The organism is Campylobacter sputorum subsp. sputorum (assembly GCF_008245005.1).
In the GTDB taxonomy this organism is placed as follows: domain Bacteria; phylum Campylobacterota; class Campylobacteria; order Campylobacterales; family Campylobacteraceae; genus Campylobacter_F; species Campylobacter_F sputorum.
Map to the genome: position 1 here is coordinate 1,564,114 of NZ_CP043427.1, position 20,975 is coordinate 1,585,088.

Here is a 20,975-nt window from a genome sequence, read left to right on the forward strand (position 1 = left end):
AATTCTCTTAAACTTAGGCACAATTCATCACGCAAAGGCAAATTTATCCATTATTACAAACTTTTTTACATAAAAATATTTAAAAAAAAGAGTATAAAAATTCACAATACAACAATTGCTTTGTGAGCGAACGCAGCAAATAAGCTTAAAAATGAAAAATTTTTAACTAAAAAAAACTTTTAATAAGCAAATTTTGAGCTTTACTTGGAGGATTTTCTCTCTCGCTATGCCACATAATGCCTAAAATTTTATGCTCTTTATGCTCAATTGCCCTAATAATATTATCGCTTTTAGCACTTAACATAAGCTCATCGGACAAAGTATCGATAAAAAAATTGGCATATGAATTTACGCTTTCAATCTTACTAAGCTCATCAAAATATTTGCTATTTGGAGAAACTTCGAGCTTATGTCTGATATTAACCTGATTTGAAATTTCTTTGAAAGTTGAGCCAAAAAACTCTGCTATCACCTGCATACCACGGCACACACCAAGTAAAGGAATTTCACGCTTTATACAAAATTCTATCAACTTTTTTTCAAAATCATCTCTCTTTTTTGAAAGCTCATCACCGCTTTGACTAAAAAGATCATTTCCGCCACTCAATATTACGCCTTGAAATTGCAAACTTTCATAAATTTTCTCTATATCAAACTCACACATCAAAACAATAGGAATACAATTAATTTCATTAAACAAAACAGCCCAATTAATATCTAAACATTCTCTAATTTCGTAATAATTGGTATTTTTATATAAGCGTTGTGTGATAGCAATCTTTTTCAAGATATAACCTTTATTTTTTTAGCTCCTGCGTCAATTTGAACACTATTTGCTTTTGCAATTTTATCAAAAAGCGCTTCTCCGCATCCAATGACCGCTACAATACCAAGTTCCGCACATCGTATAGCCATATGAGAATTTGCACCACCCCAACAAGTTACAAGAGCTAAAATATTTTTGGAAAATAAAAAATCATACCCAGGATCTGCTGATTCAACGCAGACAATTTTATTTTCAAAATCACCGCTTTGAATTGTAGAAATTTTACCTAAAACACTTTTTTGAGTGATGAAATTAGGTTCATTTTTTTCTAGAAAAAAGTTGTAAATATCATCTTTTTGCGCAATTAAAGCAGGAAGTTTTAAAGCTTTGCTAAGATTGTAAGATTTTTTATTTTTTTGTATATTATTAAGAAAAATTTCTCTTAAATCGAGCTCATCAAGTGTGCCATAAAGTCGCTTAATCACACTAAAATCAAGAAAAGCTAAATCGTTTTTATCGATTTCAAAACGAGCACCAAGCTCTTCAATAAATTTCAACATCTGGCTCAAACTTTTAGTAAATATAAATTTAGCATACTCTCTACCCTCAATTGCTAATTTGATAAAATTAATAAACTCATCAAAACTAGAATTGATTCCATACTCATTCAAAAGCGTAGAAATTTGCTCTTTTTGTTTTTTACTAAATTCAAACTCAATTTCCTTTGGTGGCTTTGAAATACCCGAAAAATAACTATCATAAGCCTCATCATATCGATTTGAACAGATATCATAAGTTCCAGGACGCAAATGCCCATAAATTTTCAAAAATTCATCTTTATTTAACTTCGAAATATCTACGCTAAGCTGTTTTGAAATGGTATTTAAAGAATTTAAAAAAGCATTAAGCTCATCTTTATTCAAAACATTTTTATAAACAAGAGAATTCAAAAACTGCACCGATATAAACGCTGCTCTTGCAATGCCTGCAAATGGCAATGTTCCATATCGTTTGCAATCTTCACAAAGCCAATAAATTTTATCAATAATGGAAATATCGGAATTTATCACGCTTTCAAATTTATCTTTTAAAATTTCAATCTTTTGTAAATCTTTTTCAAAAACTCCATTTTTTTGCAAAATAAAATTGGTAAGCTCTAAAAGCGAAAATTCGATTCTTTTAATCTCTTGCTCGTTAAATCCATACTTTAAAAGCTCTTTTAAGTCATCTTCTATACCAAAATAGTAGCATGAATATATGATTTCAAACTCGATTTTATCGTGATAAATTTTGTTCTCTTTTAATTTTTTTATGTAAAAATTTACCAATTTTTTTGCTATTTTTTCATTTAAATGCTTTGGTAAAAATGAGTTAAAACTCACTCTCACATCAATGTAACAAAGTCCCATAAATGAAACCATAAGCGGATAACTGCGCAAATTTCTATATCCATAATTATCCCTTTGATATGCCCAAATCTCATCGGTTATAAGCTCTTTATAAAGGCTAGTTGAGAGTGCTTTTGGCTTGATTCCTATAATCTCGGCAGGATTCCAATCCGGCATAACCCCAAAAATACTCTCATCGCCCATTAAATTGGGATATGGTGCGTTTAATTTCTCAAATTTCTTATAAATTTTAAACAAAGCATCGGAAATATTTATATTGCTTAAATTTTCCTTTGATTTTTGAACAATCTCTCGCACCTGTAAAATGTAAATTTCATCACCGCAAAAAGCAAACTCGATATCCAAAGAAGCTTTATCAAATAATTTTTCAATCTCTTTTACAGCATTTATCAGCTTTTTTAACGACAAATCTTTTATATTTTCGTAATTTTTATAGCAGATAAATGTTTTATCATCTTTGGCATTTCCGCTAGTTATAAGGTCGGTTTTACCGCTTTCATCGTAGTTGATAATGTAATATGGTGCTAAATTATCAATATCAGCACTAAAAATTACACCACATTTTGAAACATTTTTCAACATCGGTTGAACAAAGATTTCATCACTCTCTTCGCAATTTTTATATGAATTTGCGACATCTTTTATCGCTTTTTTCAAATCGGCTTTATTATTTGAGACATTTCCAACACTTAGAAATTCCCCCGCTTTTGAACTAACAGCGTTATCTTCACTACTTGCGCTTGAACGAACAATCAAATTTTCATCAAATTTGGATAAAATTTCATTTAAAATTTTATCCTCATTTTTTACAAAATCATCAACTAAAAATCTAACCACGGGTAAAACAGTTGCGTTTTTTAGTTTTCCACTCAACGCTAACAATGTTTGTGCTTTGTTTTTTAACTTCAATTCACACCTTTTTAGCACTCCAAGCTCTTGAAGTATATTTTATATCAAATTCTCTCGGTAGCTCTTTTTTAATCTCATTTGAAATTTTATCAAATAACGCTCTACCTTCATCAGTATCCAAATCCCAATATGGATTTTTCACACTTTTCCACGCTAAAATATAATTATCAACACTTTGATGAAAATAAAAATCTTGCTCTATATAGCAAATTTCATCAAAAAGATCTCTGTTTTTCTCAATGATAGCTCTTTGATCATCTCGCCTTACGCCTTTTTCGTAGTTAGGCACAAATTTCATAATGATATTTTGTGCGCTTTGTTGAATTTCATCATTTAGATCCCGGTGGTTCCACATACAACTAAAAACCCCATCTTTTCTTAAAATTCTATGAGTTTCTTTAAGAGCTTCATCTCTATCCATCACATTAAAACTGCTTCCAAAGGTCACCCAGTCAAAAGAATCGCTATCAAGCGTAGTATTAACGCCATTTGCATTAATCCAACTGATATTTTCTTTACTTGTGCGTTCAATGCCAATCTCTCTCATCGCATCATTTGGCTCGACCGCATTTACTCTTAGCCCTCTTTCAAGCAACATTATGCTTAAATTTCCAGTTCCTGCACCAATATCGGCAACATCTTCTAAATTTCGACATTTTCTAACATACTCGCACAACATATCGATTAAGAGCGGCGAATAGTTTGGTCGGTATGAGTAGAATTGCGCATGCTTTGTATAGTCCCAGATTTTTTGGTAGGACCCCCCCCGTGTATTTTGTTTTGCATTGTTATCCTTTCTTGCTATATAAGCTTTTATTAAGTATTTAGCCTCAATTATATTAAATTTAGCTATTTTTGATTCTATCATTTTTAAAATTTCGCCCCATTTTTTGCCGGCTTGGGCTTGTATATCATTAACAGACTTCCAAATTCCCATATAACGATCTTTGCTCATCACTTCAACATAAGGGATTTCCATATAAAAACAATCTGTAAAATCTCCCGTGCTTTCTAAAATTTCATAATAATTTTTTACATTTTGCGTTCCGCTTGAAACTCTGTTTAAATTTGGTATCATAGCTTTTATTTCTTCTTCGATGTCGTAAAATATTGAGTCTTTTTCAATATGTCTAGGATTCCAAATCGCTGCAAATAGTGCATCTTTTTTGAGAATTCTTGCAAATTCAGGCAAAGACAAATTTGGATCTGTCCAGTGAAAACTGCTCGCCATTATCGCAATATCATAATAATTGCTCTGTAAGCCTGTTTTTTCGCCACTTCCATTGTGCCATTTTATATTTTTACAATCTTTGCAATAGTTTTTACCAAAATCACGCATATTATCATTTGGCTCAACTGCATCAACGCTAATATCTTGTCTTAAATTTGCTAAAATTTTGGTTAGTTTTCCAGTTCCTGCACCTATTTCAGCAACTTTGAAATCATTTTTAAGTCCTGCACATTTTAGTAAATTTTCAATCAAAACTTTGCTATATGCCGGTCTATTGTCGTAAAATTTAGCAACATCGCTAAAATCACCTTGTTTCATCTCAAATCCTTTTTATATAAATTTTTTATAAAAATCTATCTTTATTAATTTTTTTATCAGCAAAAAATCGCTCCATTTCAAAAGTTTTTCGCCAAATGTAAAAGCTGTGCAAATCTCTGTAAAATTCTTTCGTTCGGTTAATTTTTTTTCGCATAAAAATTAACCTTTTACTAAGCCAAAATGGAAGTTTTTTGTAAAATTTGTTCTGTATTTTGTTGGGATCAAGATTTTTCATTTCCAAATCTTCAAACCAATAAAATGGCCTTAAAATCGGACGAATAAAAAGATAAGAAAAATATATTCTTGCATAAATTTTCTCAAATCCTTTTAACGGCTCGATTTCATATCCAAAAGCTTTTGCTGTGCTGTAATTGCACAATTTTATCAGTAATAAATCTTTGTATGATAAATTTTGTGATCTTTTTTGTCTGGATTTATCTGCGTCAAATCCGCTAAAAGTGCTTTTATCAATTGTATTTCCTTGCCAAATTTTGCCAAGAAAAGTTGATTGTATTAAATTTTTATCAAATTTTATATCTAAAAAATCAGCAATCTTTTTCATCGCTTCATCTTGCAATGAGTGAAGTGATTCCAAATATACAAATAGCGTATTTTCTGCTCCTATTTTCATATAAATATCATAAACATATTTAGAGTTTATATTAAACGATATGAGCGTTTGAAAAATGCCAAATTTATACACAGAAAATTTTCCGCCTCTGGTCATTTTTTTCATATATGAAAGCATGGAATAACTGGCTTCCATAAAATCTCTTGTGGATACTAAAAGTTTCAAATTCGGATAATTTATGAAAAAAAACTTGCTATATTTCTCATCCTTTTTGCTTATTGGAAAGCTGTGAATATGCACAAGAATATATTTAATCTTGCTAATATCACTATAACCGATTGTTTTTGCATAAGCAAGATGTAAAAGTTCGAAAAGTTCTTTTTTGGAACTAATTTTTTTATCACACAAATTATCGCACAAGGATAAAAAATTATTTCTAAACTCGCTTTTACTAATTTGTGTTAATTTAAAATTTGCTCTATCTTTGGAAAAATGGGGAGGCTTCGCATATCCGTTATGAAAGGCGTTTGGATTTTTGTGAATAAATTCATCCACAATCTCATCATTTTTGTTATTTAGATTTAAGAAAAAATCAAGCTCGCAATAATATGCACAAAAAAATATGATCTCAGGATGATGATCTAAAAGCGATTGTAAGAAAAATGATCCGGTTCTACTTTGTAGTGTAAGTAATATTATGTTCAAATTAAATCCTTTTAATTCCTGTTTGTTTTACAAATTGATTATAATAAACCCAGCTTTGCATAATATCTGGAATTTCCTTTCTCAAAGGCTCAATCTGGCTAATTGAAATCTCTTTTAAGCGATTTGTAAAATCTAAATTTTGAAAAATAATCTCTAAAATTTCATTCTCTTTTAACACTAATTTTTTGGCTTCTTGCTCCATTTCATAAGTTTTATCGATGAAAAAATCAATTCTATCATTGATCAACTGCATTGCTTGCTGATTATTTACTATTTCTTGAACGCTAAAATCGCCCTCTTTTAGCACCACAAAAAGTTTCAAATCGCTACGCTTTGGATGAGTGAAATTTGATATAATGATTTTATCTTTATAAACTGAATCCAAAAGACAATGATATTTTGTGTATCTATAAAATGACATTCTAGTTCCTATTAAAATTTGAAAACTTTTGCCATTTTCTAGACTAAGTGTAGGATATGAAGGCATTGATCTTGCCAAAAGATCATTAAATCTTACATCATAATCGCTATTTTGCCTTAATTTCCCGCTATCTAACATAGAAATAACATTTTGCATTGTTAAAAAAGCATTTTCACCCACAATATCGGCAGTTTGAATGTAAATTTTTTTAAGAGTTGCATTATTTACTTGATTAAATGTAGATAAGAAATTTAGTGCTTTTAGCGGATTTTCAAATAAAATATATCGAATTGAATCGCCTGTTTTTGGCTGTGTTAAGTCTTTTCTAAAAACATTTCTTACCACATAATCATTAATAAGCTCATTAACTCCCGATTTTATCAAGCTTATAGGATCTCGAATCAAAATAAAATGCAAAACTTTTGTTTGTAACTCTTGCAATCTTTTTACCGTATAATCATCATAAACTCTATCTAAAAAAATGCCCCAAGTTTTTTTATCATTGAAATATGGTGAAAAATCTTTTTTGTAATCATTCAAACAATCTACCCCCTCCCTATCGCTTCCAATCAAATCCCAATACATTGGCGAAAGCTCTGATATTTGCAAAAAATATCTAAAAGCTTGTATTCCTGATCCATGCACTCCAGAGACGATATATCCATAATCTTGCGGTAACATCTCAAACCTTTATCCGTTTTTTTGTGATAAAAAATATAAAATTTTATCTATTTTTTTATCTAAATTTGCCTGTTTAGAATTATCTATAACCAAATCAGCCTTTGGCTCGTCAAATTCAATATCCACACCTACAACTTCTTTTATTTTTCCATTTATTGCGCCACTATAAAGCCCTTTTTGATCACGCCTTACAAGCTCATCAAAATCACATTTGATGTAAATTTCAACCAAATTTGGAATCTGAGCTCTATTAAAATCATAATTTTCTTTAAATAGCGATATTCCAGAACAAATCACATTAATACCTTGGCTTGATAAAATTTTGCACAAAATTGCCTTTTTTTTAGCCACCTTTATTCTGGAATTTTTATCATATTTTTGTTCTTTGCTTAAAATTTCTCTAAATTCATCCCCATCAATATAGACCAAATTTGGAATTTTAGGCTTTAACCTATCATACAAAGCTCTACAAATCGTGCTTTTACCGCTTCCTGCAAAACCATTTAGCCAAATAACAAATGGATTCAATGCTATACCTTGAAAAATTTTTGCATTATTATAGCAAATAAAATTAATTTTTGAAATTATCAAAATTTACATTAATTAAAATAGATTATAATTAAAAAAAGAAAAAAAGAAAATTAATGTTGATAACTTTTAAAAATTATAAAAATTTGCTTGATTATGAGACAGATGAATTGCTAAATTTAAGAAATCAAGATTACATTAGAAACTCATCATTTGATACAAAAATTATACAAAAAGTAGAGCATTTAAACTGGCTTAAAAATCTCAAAAATGCCGAGTATTTTGGTGTTTTTTTAGATGGAAAAATAATCGGCGGAACAAATTATAAAATAAGTGAAAATATTCCTATATGGGGTGTATTTTTTGATAAAGATATAAATCCTATTGTAAAAGTTGTGTGTGTTTATGAGTTTTTAAATTTTGTATTTTTGCATTTTAACAAGCTTTACTCATATGTAAAAATAGACAATGAAAACTCAATTAAATTTACTAAAAACTTTGGATTTTATCAAATTTACAAAAAACAAGATATGATAACATTTACTCTTACAAGAAATGAATGGCAAGAATATAAAACTAAAAAATTACTCAAATTTGTCGATACTCTAAAAACTAAAACAAAACTAGATGGAGATATATATGGATAAAAAAATTGCAGATATAGTTATAAATTGCCTTGATGAAACAGTGCAAAATTATACTGATTTGACTCTAAAAGCTGACGAAAATACTATAATTTTTGGCGAAAATGGAGCTTTGGATTCTTTAGCTCTTGTTGCACTTATAAGCGAAATCGAAAGTGAAATTTCAAATAAATTTAATAAAGATATAATTTTGGCAAGTGAAAAAGCTATGAGTATGAAAAACTCACCATTTTTAAATGTAAAAAGTTTAAGCAAATTTATATACGAGGAAATGAATGAAAGTAATGGTAATTAGCGGAACAAGCCGTGGTATAGGAAAATATTTATCGCAGTATTATCTAAAAAGAAATTTTATAGTTTGTGGATGTGCAAGAGCAAATTCAAGCATAACACACAAAAATTATAGGCACTTTTGTTTGGATATAAGCGACGAAAAAGCTGTAGTTTCTATGATAAAAAAAATTCAAAAAGAATTTAAACATATAGATATTTTGCTAAATAACGCAGGAATTGCCTCAATGAACCATATTTTGCTAACACCACTTAAAAGTGTTGAAAATATTTTTAATGTAAATTTTAAAGGCACTTTTTTACTACTTAGAGAAGTTGCAAAAGTAATGAGTTTAACATCTAAAAAAATGCAAAATCCGCACTTTCGAATTGTAAATTTTGCAACAGTTGCTACTCCTTTAAGATTACAAGGCGAAAGTATTTATGCTGCTAGCAAAGCTGCTATTGTAAATTTTAGTCAAATTGCATCCTACGAACTAGCTCCTTTTGGTATAACTATAAACTGTATTGGACCAACTCCTATAAAAACAGATCTTATAAAAGGTGTAGATGATAAAAAAATGAACTCCTTAATAAACACGCAAGCCATAAAACGATATGGAGAATTTAGTGATATTTCAAATACAATTGATTTTTTTATAGATGAAAAAAGCGATTTTATAACAGGACAATGCATATATCTTGGCGGTATAAATGGTTGATTTGTTTGAAAAATTTTCTAAATTTAGTAATAAAATTGCAATTTCTGAAAATGATGTTTCATACACATATGAGGATTTAATAAATAAAATCAATATTTATTATGATAAATTTGCAAATTTATCAAATGAAGTAGTAGCTATAAATTTAGCTCCAAGTAGTGATTTTATTGCTATAATTTTTGCTTTAAGTTTAAGAAAAAGCATAATTTTACCTATGGTAGAATACGATGAAAACAAGCTTGAGTTTGCTAAATTTATTATTACAAAAAATAATATAAAAGTATTAAATAATAAAAATACTCATTCACTTATACAAAATTTACAATCAAAAAAAAGATCTGGACTTATACTATACTCAAGTGCAACAACAGGAAAAGCAAAATCAATGCTTCATGATTTTGATAATATGATAGAAAATTTTCATAATAAAAATGAAAAATCATACAATCTTTTGCTTTTACTTTTTATAGATCATATAGGCGGCATAGACTGCATTTTAAGAACTTTGTTTGAAGGTGCAAGTATAAGTATACCAAAAAATTTAACTCCAAAAGAAATTTTAAAATGCATTGAAAAATACAAAGTTGATATCCTACCAACTACTCCAACTATGCTAAATTTACTCATCTTAAGTGGCGAAATACCCAAACATGATATATCGTCACTAAAAATTATAACATATGGTGCAGAAACAATGAGTGAAGAATTATTAAAAAGAGTAAATTTAACATTTAAAAATATTAAAATTTTTCAGAAATTTGGTACAAGTGAAACTGGTAGTTTTAGTACAAAAAATTTATCAAGCGATACTCTTTTTATAAAAATAGACGATAACAATGTATCTTATAAAATAGTAGATGATGAGCTTTATCTAAAAACAAATACTCAAATTTTGGGCTATCTAAACATCGATGAAAGTTTAGAAAATGGATGGTTTAAAACGGGTGATATAGTTGTAAAAAAAGGTGAATATCTTCAGATAGTTGGCAGGAAAAAAGAGATAATAAATATAGGTGGAAATAAGGTTTTACCATTTGAAGTTGAAAATGCAATAATGAAACTTTCAGGCATAAAAGATGTTGTTGCTTACGCAAAAGATTCTCTAATAACAGGTCAAATGCTTTGCGTTGATGTTGTAGCTGATGAAAATATAACAAAAAAAGATATTATCAATATATGCAAAAATAATCTTCAAAAACATAAAATTCCAACTCAAATAAATTTAAAAAAAGAAATTAACATAAGCCAACGCTATAAAAAACAAAGGTTATAAATTTAAACTATTAAAACAGCTTTTTGCAACAAATCTAATCTCTTATAAATTATTTTAACTGCTTAAAACAAAAACAACATTAAAATTGCAGATGTTTCCACTCTAAAACCTCGTCTTTTTTTATGTCTTTGCTTAGTTTAAGTCCTATAACTTTATGCTTATCAAATGGCGATATACCATAGCCTGGACGGAGCATATCAAGATCTTCTTTTTTGATTATTTCTCCAGCTTTTAAATCTTTTTTTGCATGCAAAGATCTAGTTGCCCAGTGTTTTTCCATAACTTCGTTTTGAGGTAAAATTTTTCTTTGATCGCCAAAGGCTATTTCTAAATTTCTAACCTCATTTACTATATTTTTCATATCCACTGGATCCATACTAAACCAATGATCTGGTCCTTTTAAATTTTTATCTATCGTAAAATGTTTTTCTATGATTTTTGCTCCTAAACTTACAGCGCCAAGCGTAGCAGTTATGCCAAGAGAGTGATCTGAAAAACCTATAACACACTGCGGATACATCTGTTTTAAAGTTTTTATAACATTTAGATTCATATGTTCCATTTTTGAAGGATAGTTCGCCACGCAGTGAAGCAAACAAAGCTCTTTTGTGCCATTTTCTTCAAGTAAATTTATAGCCATATCAAGTTCAGCTAATGTGCATTTGCCCGTTGAAAGAAAAACTGGCTTTTTAAGCTTAGCTATAACTTCAAGCATATCAACATAATTCACATCAGAAGATGCGATTTTATAAATCGGGTTGTTTAGTTTTTCTAAAAACTCAACACCATCTAAGCTAAAAGGCGTAGAAAAGCAGATAAGTCCTTTTTTAGACGCATAATCATAAATTTCTTTATGAAATTCTCTTTTAAATGTTACCATATCAAACATCTCTTTTAGTGTTTGCGTAGTTTGCTCGTTTTTGCCGTATTTGTAAGTGTATTGCATATCTTTATTTGAAAGAAGCTCTTCGGCTGTGTAGGTCTGAAATTTAACAGCATCAACACCACACTCATAAGCTGCATCAACGCTCTCTTTTGCTAAACTTAAATCGCCATTATGATTTGCACCGATCTCAGCTACAATGAAAGCTGGGGCATCGTTTGATATCACTTTACCATTTATATTTATCAAATTTTATCCTTTGTTATAATACTTTCTATATTTTTTAACGCACTGCCATCTATAAGTTTATAAGCATAAGCACATTTTTCGTTTACATCGGCAATTTTTAAATTTATTAAATTATCATAAGCACTATTTATATCAAAAAGATCGTTTATCATACCGAGTTTGCCGAAATTTTCCACACAATACGCAAGATAACTCCATCTAACTCCACAAACAGGCACACCAAGCATCATCGCCTCATATGTACTCATTCCACCAAGAGTTACTAAAATATCATTTTGCAAAAGTAAATTTATAAGATTTTTTGGGCTATTGACATAAGTGATATTTGGTTTTTTAATTTTTGCTATCGCCTCTTTTCTATTTTTACTCATCGCTGGACCCAAAACTATGGTGTAATTATACTTATCATCATTTATAACATTTGCAAAATATTCACTAAAATTTGCAGGGTCAGCACCGCCAAAACTAATTAAAATATTTTTTATGTTTTTTAAATTTATATCTTTTTTACGATATTTTAGCAAATCTTGCGAGATTATATAATACTCAAAACCGCGATAAATTTGATAATTACTTTTCTTAACTTCATAATCAAATCCATCCATCACAACAAGTATATCAGGCTCAAAACCAAACTCAATGCTATTGAAATGAATAATCTTTTTTACACCACATTTCAAGCGTAAAATATCGCTTAATTTTTTATTTGCATCTAGTAAATCGCATATATAAATTTCAGGTTTTATGTCTTTTATAATTTTTAATGAGTTGTCCAAATTTTTACTTCTAAGGCTATTTTTATGTTTATATCTTGTAAAAAGTTCTTCGCTGCATTCAAAAATAGCCGTAACTTCGTGCTTATCGCAAAGAAATTTAAGCAACTCAAAACATCTCGAAAGATTGCCTATGCCTATATTTTCGTTACCTCTTGCATGTATAATTATCATTTGAAAACCTTTTAAATGATATTATATACAAAAAACTCAAATATAAATTTTATTTTTTATATTCTATATAGTTTTATAATCTAAGTAATATCAAAGTCGTAAAAAGCAATAATTTTAATATCCATTCAAAATTTAAAGGCTATTAAATGACTATAGATGAGATAAAAACCCCAGCTTATGTGTGCGAAGAGGAAAAACTTATATCAAATTTAAAACTTCTAAATGAAATCTCGCAAAAAAGCGGAGCGAAAGTGCTTTGTGCATTGAAAGGTTTTGCTTTTTCTCTTGGAATGCCATATGTCGATAAATACCTAAATGGCGTTACTTGTAGCGGTTTACACGAAGCAAAATATGCTAAAGAGTATATAAAAAATGGCGAAATTCACACCTATTCTCCAGCCTTTAAAGATGAAGACATAGATGAGATACTAAATATCTCAAATCACATAGTTTTTAATAGTTTCAATCAAGTGCTTAAATTTAAAACAAAAGCCTTACAAAACTCAGTTCATACCGCAATAAGACTAAATCCACAGACTTCGTTTTCGCCAACTGATAGCTATAATCCTTGCTCAAGATTTAGTCGCCTTGGTATAACAAAAGCAAATTTACTTTTAGCCATACAAAAAGACGCCACATTTTTAGATGGTATAGAAGGATTTCATTTTCACGCACTTTGCGAAGAAAGTAGTGAGAGTTTAGAAATAGTTTTAAATGAATTTGAAGAGAAATTTGGAGAATTTATAAAAAATATGAAATTTGTAAATTTTGGTGGCGGACATCATATCACAAAAAAAGGCTATAACACAGAACTTTTAATAAATTTAATAACCAAATTTAGGCAAAAATACGGCGTTGAGGTTTATTTAGAACCAGGCGAAGCGGTTGGTTGGCAAACTGGGTATTTGATAACTTCCATTCTTGATATAGTAGAAAATGAAGCAAATATCGCTATCCTTGATACTTCAGCCGAAGCTCATATGCCAGATACAGTTATAATGCCTTACAGACCAGATGTTAGAAATGAGAGTAAAAATGGCAAATTTATATATAAATTTGGTGGAAACACTTGTCTTTCAGGTGATATTATCGGACAAGATGCAGGAAATTCTGAGTATAAATTTGATTTCCCTTTAAAAATAAGCGATAAAGTAATTTTTGAAGACCAAATTCATTATACAATAGTAAAAAATACCACATTTAACGGGATAAAACTTCCTGATTTGCATTTAGTAGATAAAAATGGAAATGTTATATCTTCTAAATTTTTTGGGTATGAAGAGTATAAAAACAGAAATTAACAAATTCTTAATATTAAAAGAGTATTTATCATTAAATTTTGCTTAGATATTTCTTATAAATTTATAAATTCAGGATATAATTTATAAATTTAAACTTTAATTATTATTTTTAAATTCTAAATTTAATCCATTTTTGATATTTTTGATATTTGCTGATAAACTCGTACATTTGAGCTTTGATAAATATTCCAAAATAGCATATTTAAGCTAATTTTAATAATAAAAACTAGAAATTTTAAATCACATCTACTTAAACAAATTTGTAGTAAATTCCATACGATGAATTAAATTTATAAGGGTAAATAAAAGTGGAAAACTTAAATTTGGCTAGAGGGTTGTATTATTCGCTATTTTCAAAACTATTTATTTTTACTACAAAAGATGATAGATTTGATGGCGTAAAAGAAAAACTTCTTCTAATTTGCCAAAATCCGCTCGATGATGAGAGTTTTCACGCTGCTAATAGAATATTAATGAGCTTTGATGGTAATCTTAAAAAAATAATATCTGAGTATGATAACATTTTCCATACCCCGCCAAGACCACTTAGAACAACTATCAGTTATTTTGATGAAGGTAGAGAGATAGGCGAAGCTTGTGTGAAAATCAAAAAGATAATGGCACAAACTGACATAAGAAAAGATAAAGATAAATTTAAAGAAAGTGAAGATAGTTTTGGATTTATTTTCACACTAATGGGATATATGATATCTCAAAATATACAAAATGGCGATAAATTTGAACATCTTTGCGAAGAGCTTTTTGTAAATTACATAAATCCTTTTATAGATGAGTTTATAAACTCTATATTAACTCATCCAAAAGCATCTATATACAAAGACATTGCGATTATAATGGCTAGTTTTGTTGAGTTTGAAAGAGCTTATTTCGTGCAAAGCAAACCTGATACTCAAAAACATAAACAAGTTAGCAATGATCTTTCAAGATCTGAAATGATAAGAAGAGAAGTAAATAAAGCTAGAAAAAATAAGGAGAAAGAAAATGAAAGAAAAAAGGCGTGAGTTTTTAAAAAACGCGGCTATGATAGCTGGCGGTGTTACAGTTGCAAGCGTTCCGGCTTTGGCTGTTAAACTTGAAGATATTAAAAAAGATAGCGGTAAAAAAACCGAAGTTTTATATCAAAAAAACCCTACTTGGGAATTTTATTATAAACAAGCACATTAAGAAAGGATAAAAATATGTCAATAAGTCATAATAAGATAGGTCGTAGATCTTTTCTTAAAATGGCAGCACTTTCTAGTAGCGTTGGACTTGGCACATTAAGCTTAGCCGATGTTACTAGAAAAGCCACTGAGGAAGAGATGAAAAACCCGTTTCCAAACTCAAAACTTGTTAAATCAGTATGTACAGCATGTTCTGTTGGATGCGGTGTTATAGCAGAAGTTCAAGATGGCGTTTGGGTAAGACAAGAAGTAGCTCAAGATCACCCAGTTAGTGCTGGAGGGCATTGCTGTAAAGGTTCTGACATGGTTGATATGGTTAGATCATCTGTTAGATTAAAATACCCTATGGAAAAAGTAAATGGAGAGTGGAAAAGAATAAGCTACGAAGAAGCTTTTGATAAAATAGGAGCAAAGCTAAAAGCTCTAAGAGAAGAAAATCCAGAACAAGCTATGTTTTTAGGTTCTGCAAAAACAAGTAATGAACAAGCGTATTATATTCGTAAATTTGCAGCATTTTATGGAACAAACAATATAGATCATCAAGCTAGAATTTGACATAGTGCAACAGTCGCCGGTGTGGCGAATACTTGGGGTTATGGCGCTATGACAAATCACCTTGGAGATATACAAAAAAGCAAAGCTATAATTATATTTGGAGCAAATCCTGCAGTAAACCATCCTGTTGGTTTTAGACACTTTTTACTTGCAAAACAAAAAGGTGCAAAATTAATAGTTGTAGATCCTAGATTTACACATACTGCTGCTAAAGCTGATTATTTTGCACAAATTAGACCAGGAACTGATATAGCCTTTATATATGGTATGCTTCACATTATTTTCAAAAATGGATGGGAAGATAAAGATTACATAGAAAAAAGAACTTATGGTATGGAAGCCATCATAGAAGAGGCTAAAAAATGGACGCCAGAAGTTGTTGAAGATGTAACAAGTGTAAAAAAAGAAATTTTAGAAGAAATTGCTAAAGTTTATGCACAAAATAGACCAGGAACACTTATTTGGGCTATGGGCTTAACTCAACACACTATAGGAACATCAAACACAAGAATGGCTCCGATTTTACAATTAGTTCTTGGAAATGTTGGTGTTGAAGGCGGAGGAACAAATATATTAAGAGGGCACGATAATGTTCAAGGTGCTTCTGATATGGGATGTTTGAGTGAAAATTTACCGGGATATTATGATCTTAACGAAACTTCATGGAAATGGTTTAGCAAACAATGGGGTGTAAGCCATGAATGGATGAAAAGTAGATTCATCAATGAAGATATGATGTATAAAAAAGGCTTTACACTTGCTAGATGGTGGGCTGGAGTTTTAAATGGTAAAGATGGAAATGATCCTATAGATAATGCTGGAACAAGCTTAAAAGCGCTGGTTGTGTTAGGAAACGGTATCACTTCAACAGCTCAGCAAACCAAGGTAAAAGAAGGTCTTGATAACCTTGATTTGTTAGTATTAGCAGATCCATTTGTAAATGAAGCTGCAATTATAACAGATAAAAAAGATAATATTTTCTTGCTTCCAACAGCAACACAGTTTGAAACATCAGGCTCAGTTGTTGCAACAAATAGGAGCGGACAATGGAGATATCAAGTAGTTGAACCATTGTATGAATGTAAGCCTGATCAAGAAATTTTATTTGAACTTGCAAAAAGAATTGGATTTTACGACGAATATACAAAAACTATAAGAGATGATAAAGGAAATATCGAGTGGCCAGAAGCTGCTACAAGAGAGATAGCAAACACTCTTAAAAGTATCGGATATACAGGATGGACTCCAGAAAGACTTAAAAAACACACAGATAACTGGGATAAATTTGACCAAGTTACACTAAAAGGAAGTGGCGAATTTGAAAACGAATATTATGGCCTGCCTTGGCCATGCTGGACTGAGACACATCCAGGAAGTCCAAATTTATATAATATAAATTTACCTGTAAGTAAAGGCGGTATGGGATTTAGAGCAAGATTTGGACATATAAGAGATGGCAAAAATTTACTTGCAGAAGAAGGGTCAGCACCAGTTGATTCTAGTATAAATGGGGGATATCCACAAATTACTAAAGAAAACATAGAAAAAGTTTTAGGAATTACTCTAAGCGAAGAAGAAAAAGCTCAAATGGGTAATAGCTGGTCAACAGATGCTAGTAATATAATCGCTCAAAAATGCCTAGAAAAAGAGATAGCACCTTATGGCAATGCTAAAGCTAGAGCTATAGCTTGGAATTTTATTGACCAAATTCCACTTCATAGAGAACCTCTCCATTCGCCAAGACAAGATTTAGTAGAGAAGTATCCAACTTTTGAAGACCAAGAAAATCAATACAGAGTATTTACTAGATTTAAATCCATTCAATCAGCTAAAAATTATAGCAAGGAATTTCCTATAAATTTAATCACAGCTAGACTTGTAAATCTAAATGGTGCAGGTATGGAAAATAGAGCCAGTATGTATTTAACTAGATTAACCCCAGAGATGTTTTGCGATATAAATCCAGCCCTTGCAGCAAAATATGATATAAAAGATGGCTCTATGATGAAAATTCATAGCCCAGAAGGTACTTGGATAAAAGTAAAAGCAAGATTTACACATGCTGTAAATGAAAAAAGTATATTCTTGCCATTCCACTTTACTGGAATTATGCAAGGTGTTGATATGACTAAGAATTTCCCAGCAGGAACAGCGCCTTATGCAAGCGGAGAGAGTGCAAATACTGTTACAAACTATGGATATGATATATCATGTCAAATTCCAGAAACAAAAGGCGGTTTATGCCGCATAGAAAAAGCTTAAGGAGTAGATCATGTCAGCTATAAGAATGAAATTTTTATGTGATTTAGATAGATGTATAGACTGCAATGGTTGCTCTGTTGCTTGCGATGATGCACATGAGTTGCCACTTGGAATTAGAAGAAGAAGAGTTATAACTTTAAACGAAGGAATACCTGGAAAAGAAGTATCAAGCACCATTGCTTGTATGCACTGCTCTGATGCACCTTGTGCACAAGTTTGTCCAGTTGATTGTTTTTATATAAGAGAAGATGCTATAGTTTTACACGATAAAGAAATATGCATTGGATGTGGGTATTGCTTATATGCGTGTCCGTTTGGTGCACCACAATTTCCAAAAAGCGGGATTTTTGGTGCAAAAGGTGCAATGGATAAATGTACAATGTGTGCAGGCGGTCCAAAACCAACAAACTCAGAAGAAGAAAGACATATGTATGGTCAAAATAGAATTTCCGAAGGAAAAGTTCCCGTTTGTGCCGCAATGTGTTCTACAAAAGCTCTACTTGTAGGCAATAGCGAAGAAGTAGATGCCATATATAGAGCAAGAGTAGTAGAGAGAAAAAGTCAAAATGGAGAACTAGGAACTCCTAAAGAAAATATTTTTTAAACAAACTGTGCTATAATAGTTTTAAATTATTTATGGCACAGTTTATGATATTAAAATTTAAAGGAATTCTATGAAAAAATTACTTTTTTTATTTGGTTTTTCATGCTTTGCATTTGGAAGCGAGTTTTTAGAAAAGCTTCAACACGATAGTCCAGTTTGGGCTGAGGGTCGTATACAAAACATTGATAGCTACTACAATGGATTTGCGTCTTTTTTTGTTAATTGGCAAAGTAATGGTTATTTTGCTTGGCTTGCTGCTGGTGCAATAATAGCTGTAGTTTTAGCCTTTGTTGGTCATTATGCAATAGTTGGTCCAAAAACTTTTTCTCATCATCACGGGAAAGTTTATGCATTTAACGCTATAGAAAGATTGGTTCATCTTCTTGCTGCGGTTGCTTGGGTTATTTTAGTTCCAACAGGACTCATCATAATGTTTGGAGATGAATTTGGTGGAGGATTTTTTGTAAGATTGTGTAAAAATTTACACGGATTAGCTACGATAATTTTTGCAATTTCACTTATACCAATGTTTTTATTTTGGTTTGTAAGAATGCTACCTGCAACTTATGATATCAAATGGATGTTTATGGTTGGTGGATATCTTTCAAAAAACAAACAACCAATACCAGCTGGTAAATTTAATGCTGGTCAAAAAGCTTGGTTTTGGGTTGCTACTGTTGGTGGTTTCTTTATGATATTAACAGGTGCAAGTATGTTTTATCTTGATTATAATATCTCTTCATTAAGAGAAATTATGGGAATGAGCCAAATAGAAATTTTAAGATTATCTGCTATTATTCATAATATTTTAGGGGCTGCTTGTGCTGTATTTTTATTAGTTCATATTTATATGGCTGTTTTTGCTATAAAAGGCTCAATACACTCCATCATAACAGGATATAAAGAAGAAGAAGAGGTTTATATACTTCATCACTATTGGTATCAAGAGCTAGTAAGAAAAGGTCAAATTCAAAAATCAACTTTTGAAAACCAATACAAAAATCTAGCGTAAGGAGAAAATCTAATGGAACCGCTTTTTAGCACACAGATTACTAAATATAAAGGGAGTGAAAGTTTTATTTGTGATGATACTTTGGTTAGGGAAATAAAACTGGAAATTTTAGTAAATGATAAAAAAGTAGGTTCTGTTATGGCAACTCCAGTTGATCAAAAAGCATTAGCTGTTGGATATCTTATGAGTGAGGATATCATATCTGAAATTAAAGATATGAAAGAGATTAACGAACTTGAAGATGGTATGAAAATCTCAATAATAGCTAACATCAACGAAGATAGTCTAAAAAGACTAAATGCCGAAGGTGTTGTTATAAGTGGATGTGGTAGAAGCAATACTGCAAACATTGATCCAGATGCTATAAATGCCAAAATTATTAAAAATGATATCAAATTTAATAAACACTTAGTGCTTGATCAAATGAGTAAATTTTACACACAATGCGAACTTTATGAAAAAACCGGGTGCGTTCATACTGCCAAACTTTTTGTAGATGAAAATACATTCTTCATAGGAGAAGATATAGCCCAACACAACACTATAGATAAAGCCATAGGAAAAGCCAGACTCGCTGGTGTTGATTTAACAAAAACATTCCTTATGGTAAGTGGAAGACTAAGTTCAGAAATGGTTGCTAAAGCAGTAATGCATCAAATTCCACTTCTTGTTTCACGAACAGCTCCAACTTGTCTTGGAGTTATGATAGCAAGGAAATTTAATCTAACACTATGTGGCTTTGCAAGAGGCGAAAATATCAATGTTTATAGTGCTGCGGAGAGAATTTATGCGTGAAGATATAGCCGAGCTTATAAAAACTTCTTTAAATGAGAATGGTAGATTAAATTGTGCAACTGCTTTTAAAATAGCAACAAAAACAAAAAGCGAACCAAAAGATGTTTCTAGCATAGCAAATGAATTAAATATAAGGATAGACAACTGCGATTTAGGTCAGTTTGGAAGACTTGAAATGCAAAATGGCAGCACAGAAGTGCTTGAAAAATTAAAGCCTTTTTTAGATGATAAAAATAGAATTTTTTGTAAAGATGCTAGAGCCTGTGCCAGTGGAATTAGCCTTAAAAAAGTTCGCTCTACTCTAAAAGACTTCAAAATTGATGTTAAATACTGCGAACTTGGTTGTTTTAAAGAAAAAAAGGGTAAATCTATGAAAATAAAAACAAAAATTTGGATTGAAAATTCCAAAGGAGAACTACTTTTTGGCAAGGGAAAAACTGAAGTTTTAGATGTTATAGAGCAAACTGGAAGTATAAAAAAAGCAGCAGAAATCTTAGGTATGAATTATAAAAAATGCTGGAACCATCTTAAAATTTTAGAAACAAATTTCAAAGATGAACTTTTTGAAACAAAACAAGGTGGCGGAGAAGACGCTGGAACTAAACTAAAACCAAAAGCATTTGAGCTTATACAAAACTATAGAAAATTACAGCAAGATATAGAAGAATTTGCAAACAAAAGATTTAAAGAACTTTTCTTGAAAAAAGATTAATATTGTAGCAATTTAGCTACAAT

General features: G+C 30.5%; 20 protein-coding genes and 2 pseudogenes. 13 read left to right on the forward strand and 9 right to left on the reverse strand.

Annotated features, from left to right (window positions below; genetic code table 11):
* Positions 1–166: 166 nt before the first annotated feature.
* From CSPT_RS08035 to CSPT_RS08060, 7 genes and pseudogenes are all read right to left on the reverse strand, one after another.
* The gene (locus CSPT_RS08035; protein ID WP_161492227.1) at positions 167–787 is read right to left on the reverse strand and encodes a gamma-glutamyl-gamma-aminobutyrate hydrolase family protein; all 621 of its coding nucleotides are present in this window, start codon (positions 785–787) and stop codon (positions 167–169) included.
* Entirely contained in the window at positions 784–3,084 is a 2,301-nt protein-coding gene (locus CSPT_RS08040; protein WP_089183115.1) for a PEP-utilizing enzyme, read from the reverse strand. The genes CSPT_RS08035 and CSPT_RS08040 overlap by 4 nt, the downstream gene beginning before the upstream one ends.
* 1 nt (position 3,085) lies before the next feature.
* A complete protein-coding gene (locus CSPT_RS08045) occupies positions 3,086–3,889 on the reverse strand; it encodes a class I SAM-dependent methyltransferase (RefSeq protein WP_235610111.1) in 804 nt (267 codons plus the stop codon).
* Positions 3,878–4,633: pseudogene (locus CSPT_RS09295) on the reverse strand (class I SAM-dependent methyltransferase); the annotation flags it as partial. The gene CSPT_RS08045 and the pseudogene CSPT_RS09295, both read right to left, overlap by 12 nt.
* A 25-nt stretch (positions 4,634–4,658) precedes the next feature.
* The gene (locus CSPT_RS08050) at positions 4,659–5,909 is read right to left on the reverse strand and encodes a sulfotransferase (RefSeq protein WP_089183116.1); all 1,251 of its coding nucleotides are present in this window, start codon (positions 5,907–5,909) and stop codon (positions 4,659–4,661) included.
* A 1-nt stretch (position 5,910) separates the two neighbouring features.
* Complete coding sequence (locus CSPT_RS08055) at positions 5,911–7,011, reverse strand: DUF2972 domain-containing protein (protein WP_089183117.1); 1,101 nt, start codon at positions 7,009–7,011, stop codon at positions 5,911–5,913.
* Between the two features lie 9 nt (positions 7,012–7,020).
* Positions 7,021–7,539, reverse strand: coding sequence for an adenylyl-sulfate kinase (locus CSPT_RS08060; RefSeq protein WP_374188411.1), 519 nt, complete (start codon positions 7,537–7,539; stop codon positions 7,021–7,023).
* 116 nt (positions 7,540–7,655) lie between these two features.
* On the opposite strand from CSPT_RS08060, the gene CSPT_RS08065 reads away from it, so the two are divergent.
* From CSPT_RS08065 to CSPT_RS08080, 4 genes are read left to right on the forward strand one after another with little or no spacing between them, the layout of a single operon-like run.
* Positions 7,656–8,186: a GNAT family N-acetyltransferase gene (locus tag CSPT_RS08065; protein ID WP_089183118.1), complete on the forward strand. Its 531-nt coding sequence runs from the start codon at positions 7,656–7,658 to the stop codon at positions 8,184–8,186.
* Positions 8,179–8,478: a hypothetical protein gene (locus CSPT_RS08070; protein ID WP_033916726.1), complete on the forward strand. Its 300-nt coding sequence runs from the start codon at positions 8,179–8,181 to the stop codon at positions 8,476–8,478. The genes CSPT_RS08065 and CSPT_RS08070 overlap by 8 nt, the downstream gene beginning before the upstream one ends.
* On the forward strand, positions 8,459–9,175 hold the full coding sequence (locus CSPT_RS08075; RefSeq protein ID WP_033916725.1) for an SDR family NAD(P)-dependent oxidoreductase: 717 nt from the start codon (positions 8,459–8,461) through the stop codon (positions 9,173–9,175). The genes CSPT_RS08070 and CSPT_RS08075 overlap by 20 nt, the downstream gene beginning before the upstream one ends.
* The gene (locus CSPT_RS08080) at positions 9,168–10,448 is read left to right on the forward strand and encodes an ANL family adenylate-forming protein (protein ID WP_089183119.1); all 1,281 of its coding nucleotides are present in this window, start codon (positions 9,168–9,170) and stop codon (positions 10,446–10,448) included. The genes CSPT_RS08075 and CSPT_RS08080 overlap by 8 nt, the downstream gene beginning before the upstream one ends.
* Before the next feature lie 79 nt (positions 10,449–10,527).
* Here CSPT_RS08080 and CSPT_RS08085 read toward each other — a convergent pair whose 3' ends face one another.
* A complete protein-coding gene (locus CSPT_RS08085; RefSeq protein ID WP_089183120.1) occupies positions 10,528–11,580 on the reverse strand; it encodes an N-acetylneuraminate synthase family protein in 1,053 nt (350 codons plus the stop codon).
* Positions 11,577–12,527: a hypothetical protein gene (locus CSPT_RS08090; RefSeq protein ID WP_089183121.1), complete on the reverse strand. Its 951-nt coding sequence runs from the start codon at positions 12,525–12,527 to the stop codon at positions 11,577–11,579. The genes CSPT_RS08085 and CSPT_RS08090 overlap by 4 nt, the downstream gene beginning before the upstream one ends.
* 146 nt (positions 12,528–12,673) lie before the next feature.
* Between CSPT_RS08090 and nspC the strand changes: the two genes are divergently transcribed.
* The 9 genes and pseudogenes from nspC to CSPT_RS08135 all read left to right on the forward strand — a co-directional run bounded on the left by nspC (position 12,674) and on the right by CSPT_RS08135 (position 20,952).
* Positions 12,674–13,828 (forward strand): carboxynorspermidine decarboxylase, encoded by a 1,155-nt coding sequence (nspC, locus tag CSPT_RS08095; protein WP_089183122.1) that lies wholly within the window; start codon positions 12,674–12,676, stop codon positions 13,826–13,828.
* Positions 13,829–14,136: 308 nt separating this feature from the next.
* Positions 14,137–14,850, forward strand: coding sequence for a TorD/DmsD family molecular chaperone (locus CSPT_RS08100; RefSeq protein WP_089183123.1), 714 nt, complete (start codon positions 14,137–14,139; stop codon positions 14,848–14,850).
* Positions 14,831–15,013, forward strand: a complete 183-nt coding sequence (locus tag CSPT_RS08105; protein WP_033916719.1) for a twin-arginine translocation signal domain-containing protein — start codon at positions 14,831–14,833, stop codon at positions 15,011–15,013. The genes CSPT_RS08100 and CSPT_RS08105 overlap by 20 nt, the downstream gene beginning before the upstream one ends.
* Positions 15,014–15,150: 137 nt before the next feature.
* Positions 15,151–15,318 (forward strand): annotated as a pseudogene (locus CSPT_RS09420) (hypothetical protein); the annotation flags it as partial.
* Positions 15,319–15,324: 6 nt separating this feature from the next.
* The gene (locus CSPT_RS08115; protein WP_309543851.1) at positions 15,325–17,829 is read left to right on the forward strand and encodes a molybdopterin-dependent oxidoreductase; all 2,505 of its coding nucleotides are present in this window, start codon (positions 15,325–15,327) and stop codon (positions 17,827–17,829) included.
* 10 nt (positions 17,830–17,839) lie between these two features.
* Positions 17,840–18,433, forward strand: coding sequence for a formate dehydrogenase FDH3 subunit beta (gene fdh3B, locus CSPT_RS08120; protein WP_089183126.1), 594 nt, complete (start codon positions 17,840–17,842; stop codon positions 18,431–18,433).
* A 70-nt stretch (positions 18,434–18,503) separates the two neighbouring features.
* Positions 18,504–19,445, forward strand: coding sequence for a formate dehydrogenase subunit gamma (locus tag CSPT_RS08125; protein ID WP_089183127.1), 942 nt, complete (start codon positions 18,504–18,506; stop codon positions 19,443–19,445).
* A gap of 12 nt (positions 19,446–19,457) precedes the next feature.
* Positions 19,458–20,240, forward strand: coding sequence for a formate dehydrogenase accessory sulfurtransferase FdhD (fdhD, locus tag CSPT_RS08130; RefSeq protein WP_089183128.1), 783 nt, complete (start codon positions 19,458–19,460; stop codon positions 20,238–20,240).
* On the forward strand, positions 20,233–20,952 hold the full coding sequence (locus CSPT_RS08135; RefSeq protein ID WP_089183129.1) for a winged helix-turn-helix domain-containing protein: 720 nt from the start codon (positions 20,233–20,235) through the stop codon (positions 20,950–20,952). Before fdhD ends, CSPT_RS08135 begins: the two co-directional genes overlap by 8 nt.
* The last annotated feature ends 23 nt before the right edge of the window (positions 20,953–20,975 follow it).

Excerpts from the sequence above, each read along its gene's own strand:
- CSPT_RS08055 (WP_089183117.1), bottom strand. The coding sequence starts at position 7,011 with ATGTTACCGCAAGATTATGGATATATCGTCTCTGGAGTGCATGGATCA.
- CSPT_RS08065 (WP_089183118.1), top strand. The coding sequence starts at position 7,656 with ATGTTGATAACTTTTAAAAATTATAAAAATTTGCTTGATTATGAGACA.
- CSPT_RS08070 (WP_033916726.1), top strand. The coding sequence starts at position 8,179 with ATGGATAAAAAAATTGCAGATATAGTTATAAATTGCCTTGATGAAACA.
- CSPT_RS08075 (WP_033916725.1), top strand. The coding sequence starts at position 8,459 with ATGAAAGTAATGGTAATTAGCGGAACAAGCCGTGGTATAGGAAAATAT.
- CSPT_RS08080 (WP_089183119.1), top strand. The coding sequence starts at position 9,168 with ATGGTTGATTTGTTTGAAAAATTTTCTAAATTTAGTAATAAAATTGCA.
- CSPT_RS08090 (WP_089183121.1), bottom strand. The coding sequence starts at position 12,527 with ATGATAATTATACATGCAAGAGGTAACGAAAATATAGGCATAGGCAAT.
- nspC (WP_089183122.1), top strand. The coding sequence starts at position 12,674 with ATGACTATAGATGAGATAAAAACCCCAGCTTATGTGTGCGAAGAGGAA.
- CSPT_RS08105 (WP_033916719.1), top strand. The coding sequence starts at position 14,831 with ATGAAAGAAAAAAGGCGTGAGTTTTTAAAAAACGCGGCTATGATAGCT.
- fdh3B (WP_089183126.1), top strand. The coding sequence starts at position 17,840 with ATGTCAGCTATAAGAATGAAATTTTTATGTGATTTAGATAGATGTATA.
- CSPT_RS08125 (WP_089183127.1), top strand. The coding sequence starts at position 18,504 with ATGAAAAAATTACTTTTTTTATTTGGTTTTTCATGCTTTGCATTTGGA.
- fdhD (WP_089183128.1), top strand. The coding sequence starts at position 19,458 with ATGGAACCGCTTTTTAGCACACAGATTACTAAATATAAAGGGAGTGAA.
- CSPT_RS08135 (WP_089183129.1), top strand. The coding sequence starts at position 20,233 with ATGCGTGAAGATATAGCCGAGCTTATAAAAACTTCTTTAAATGAGAAT.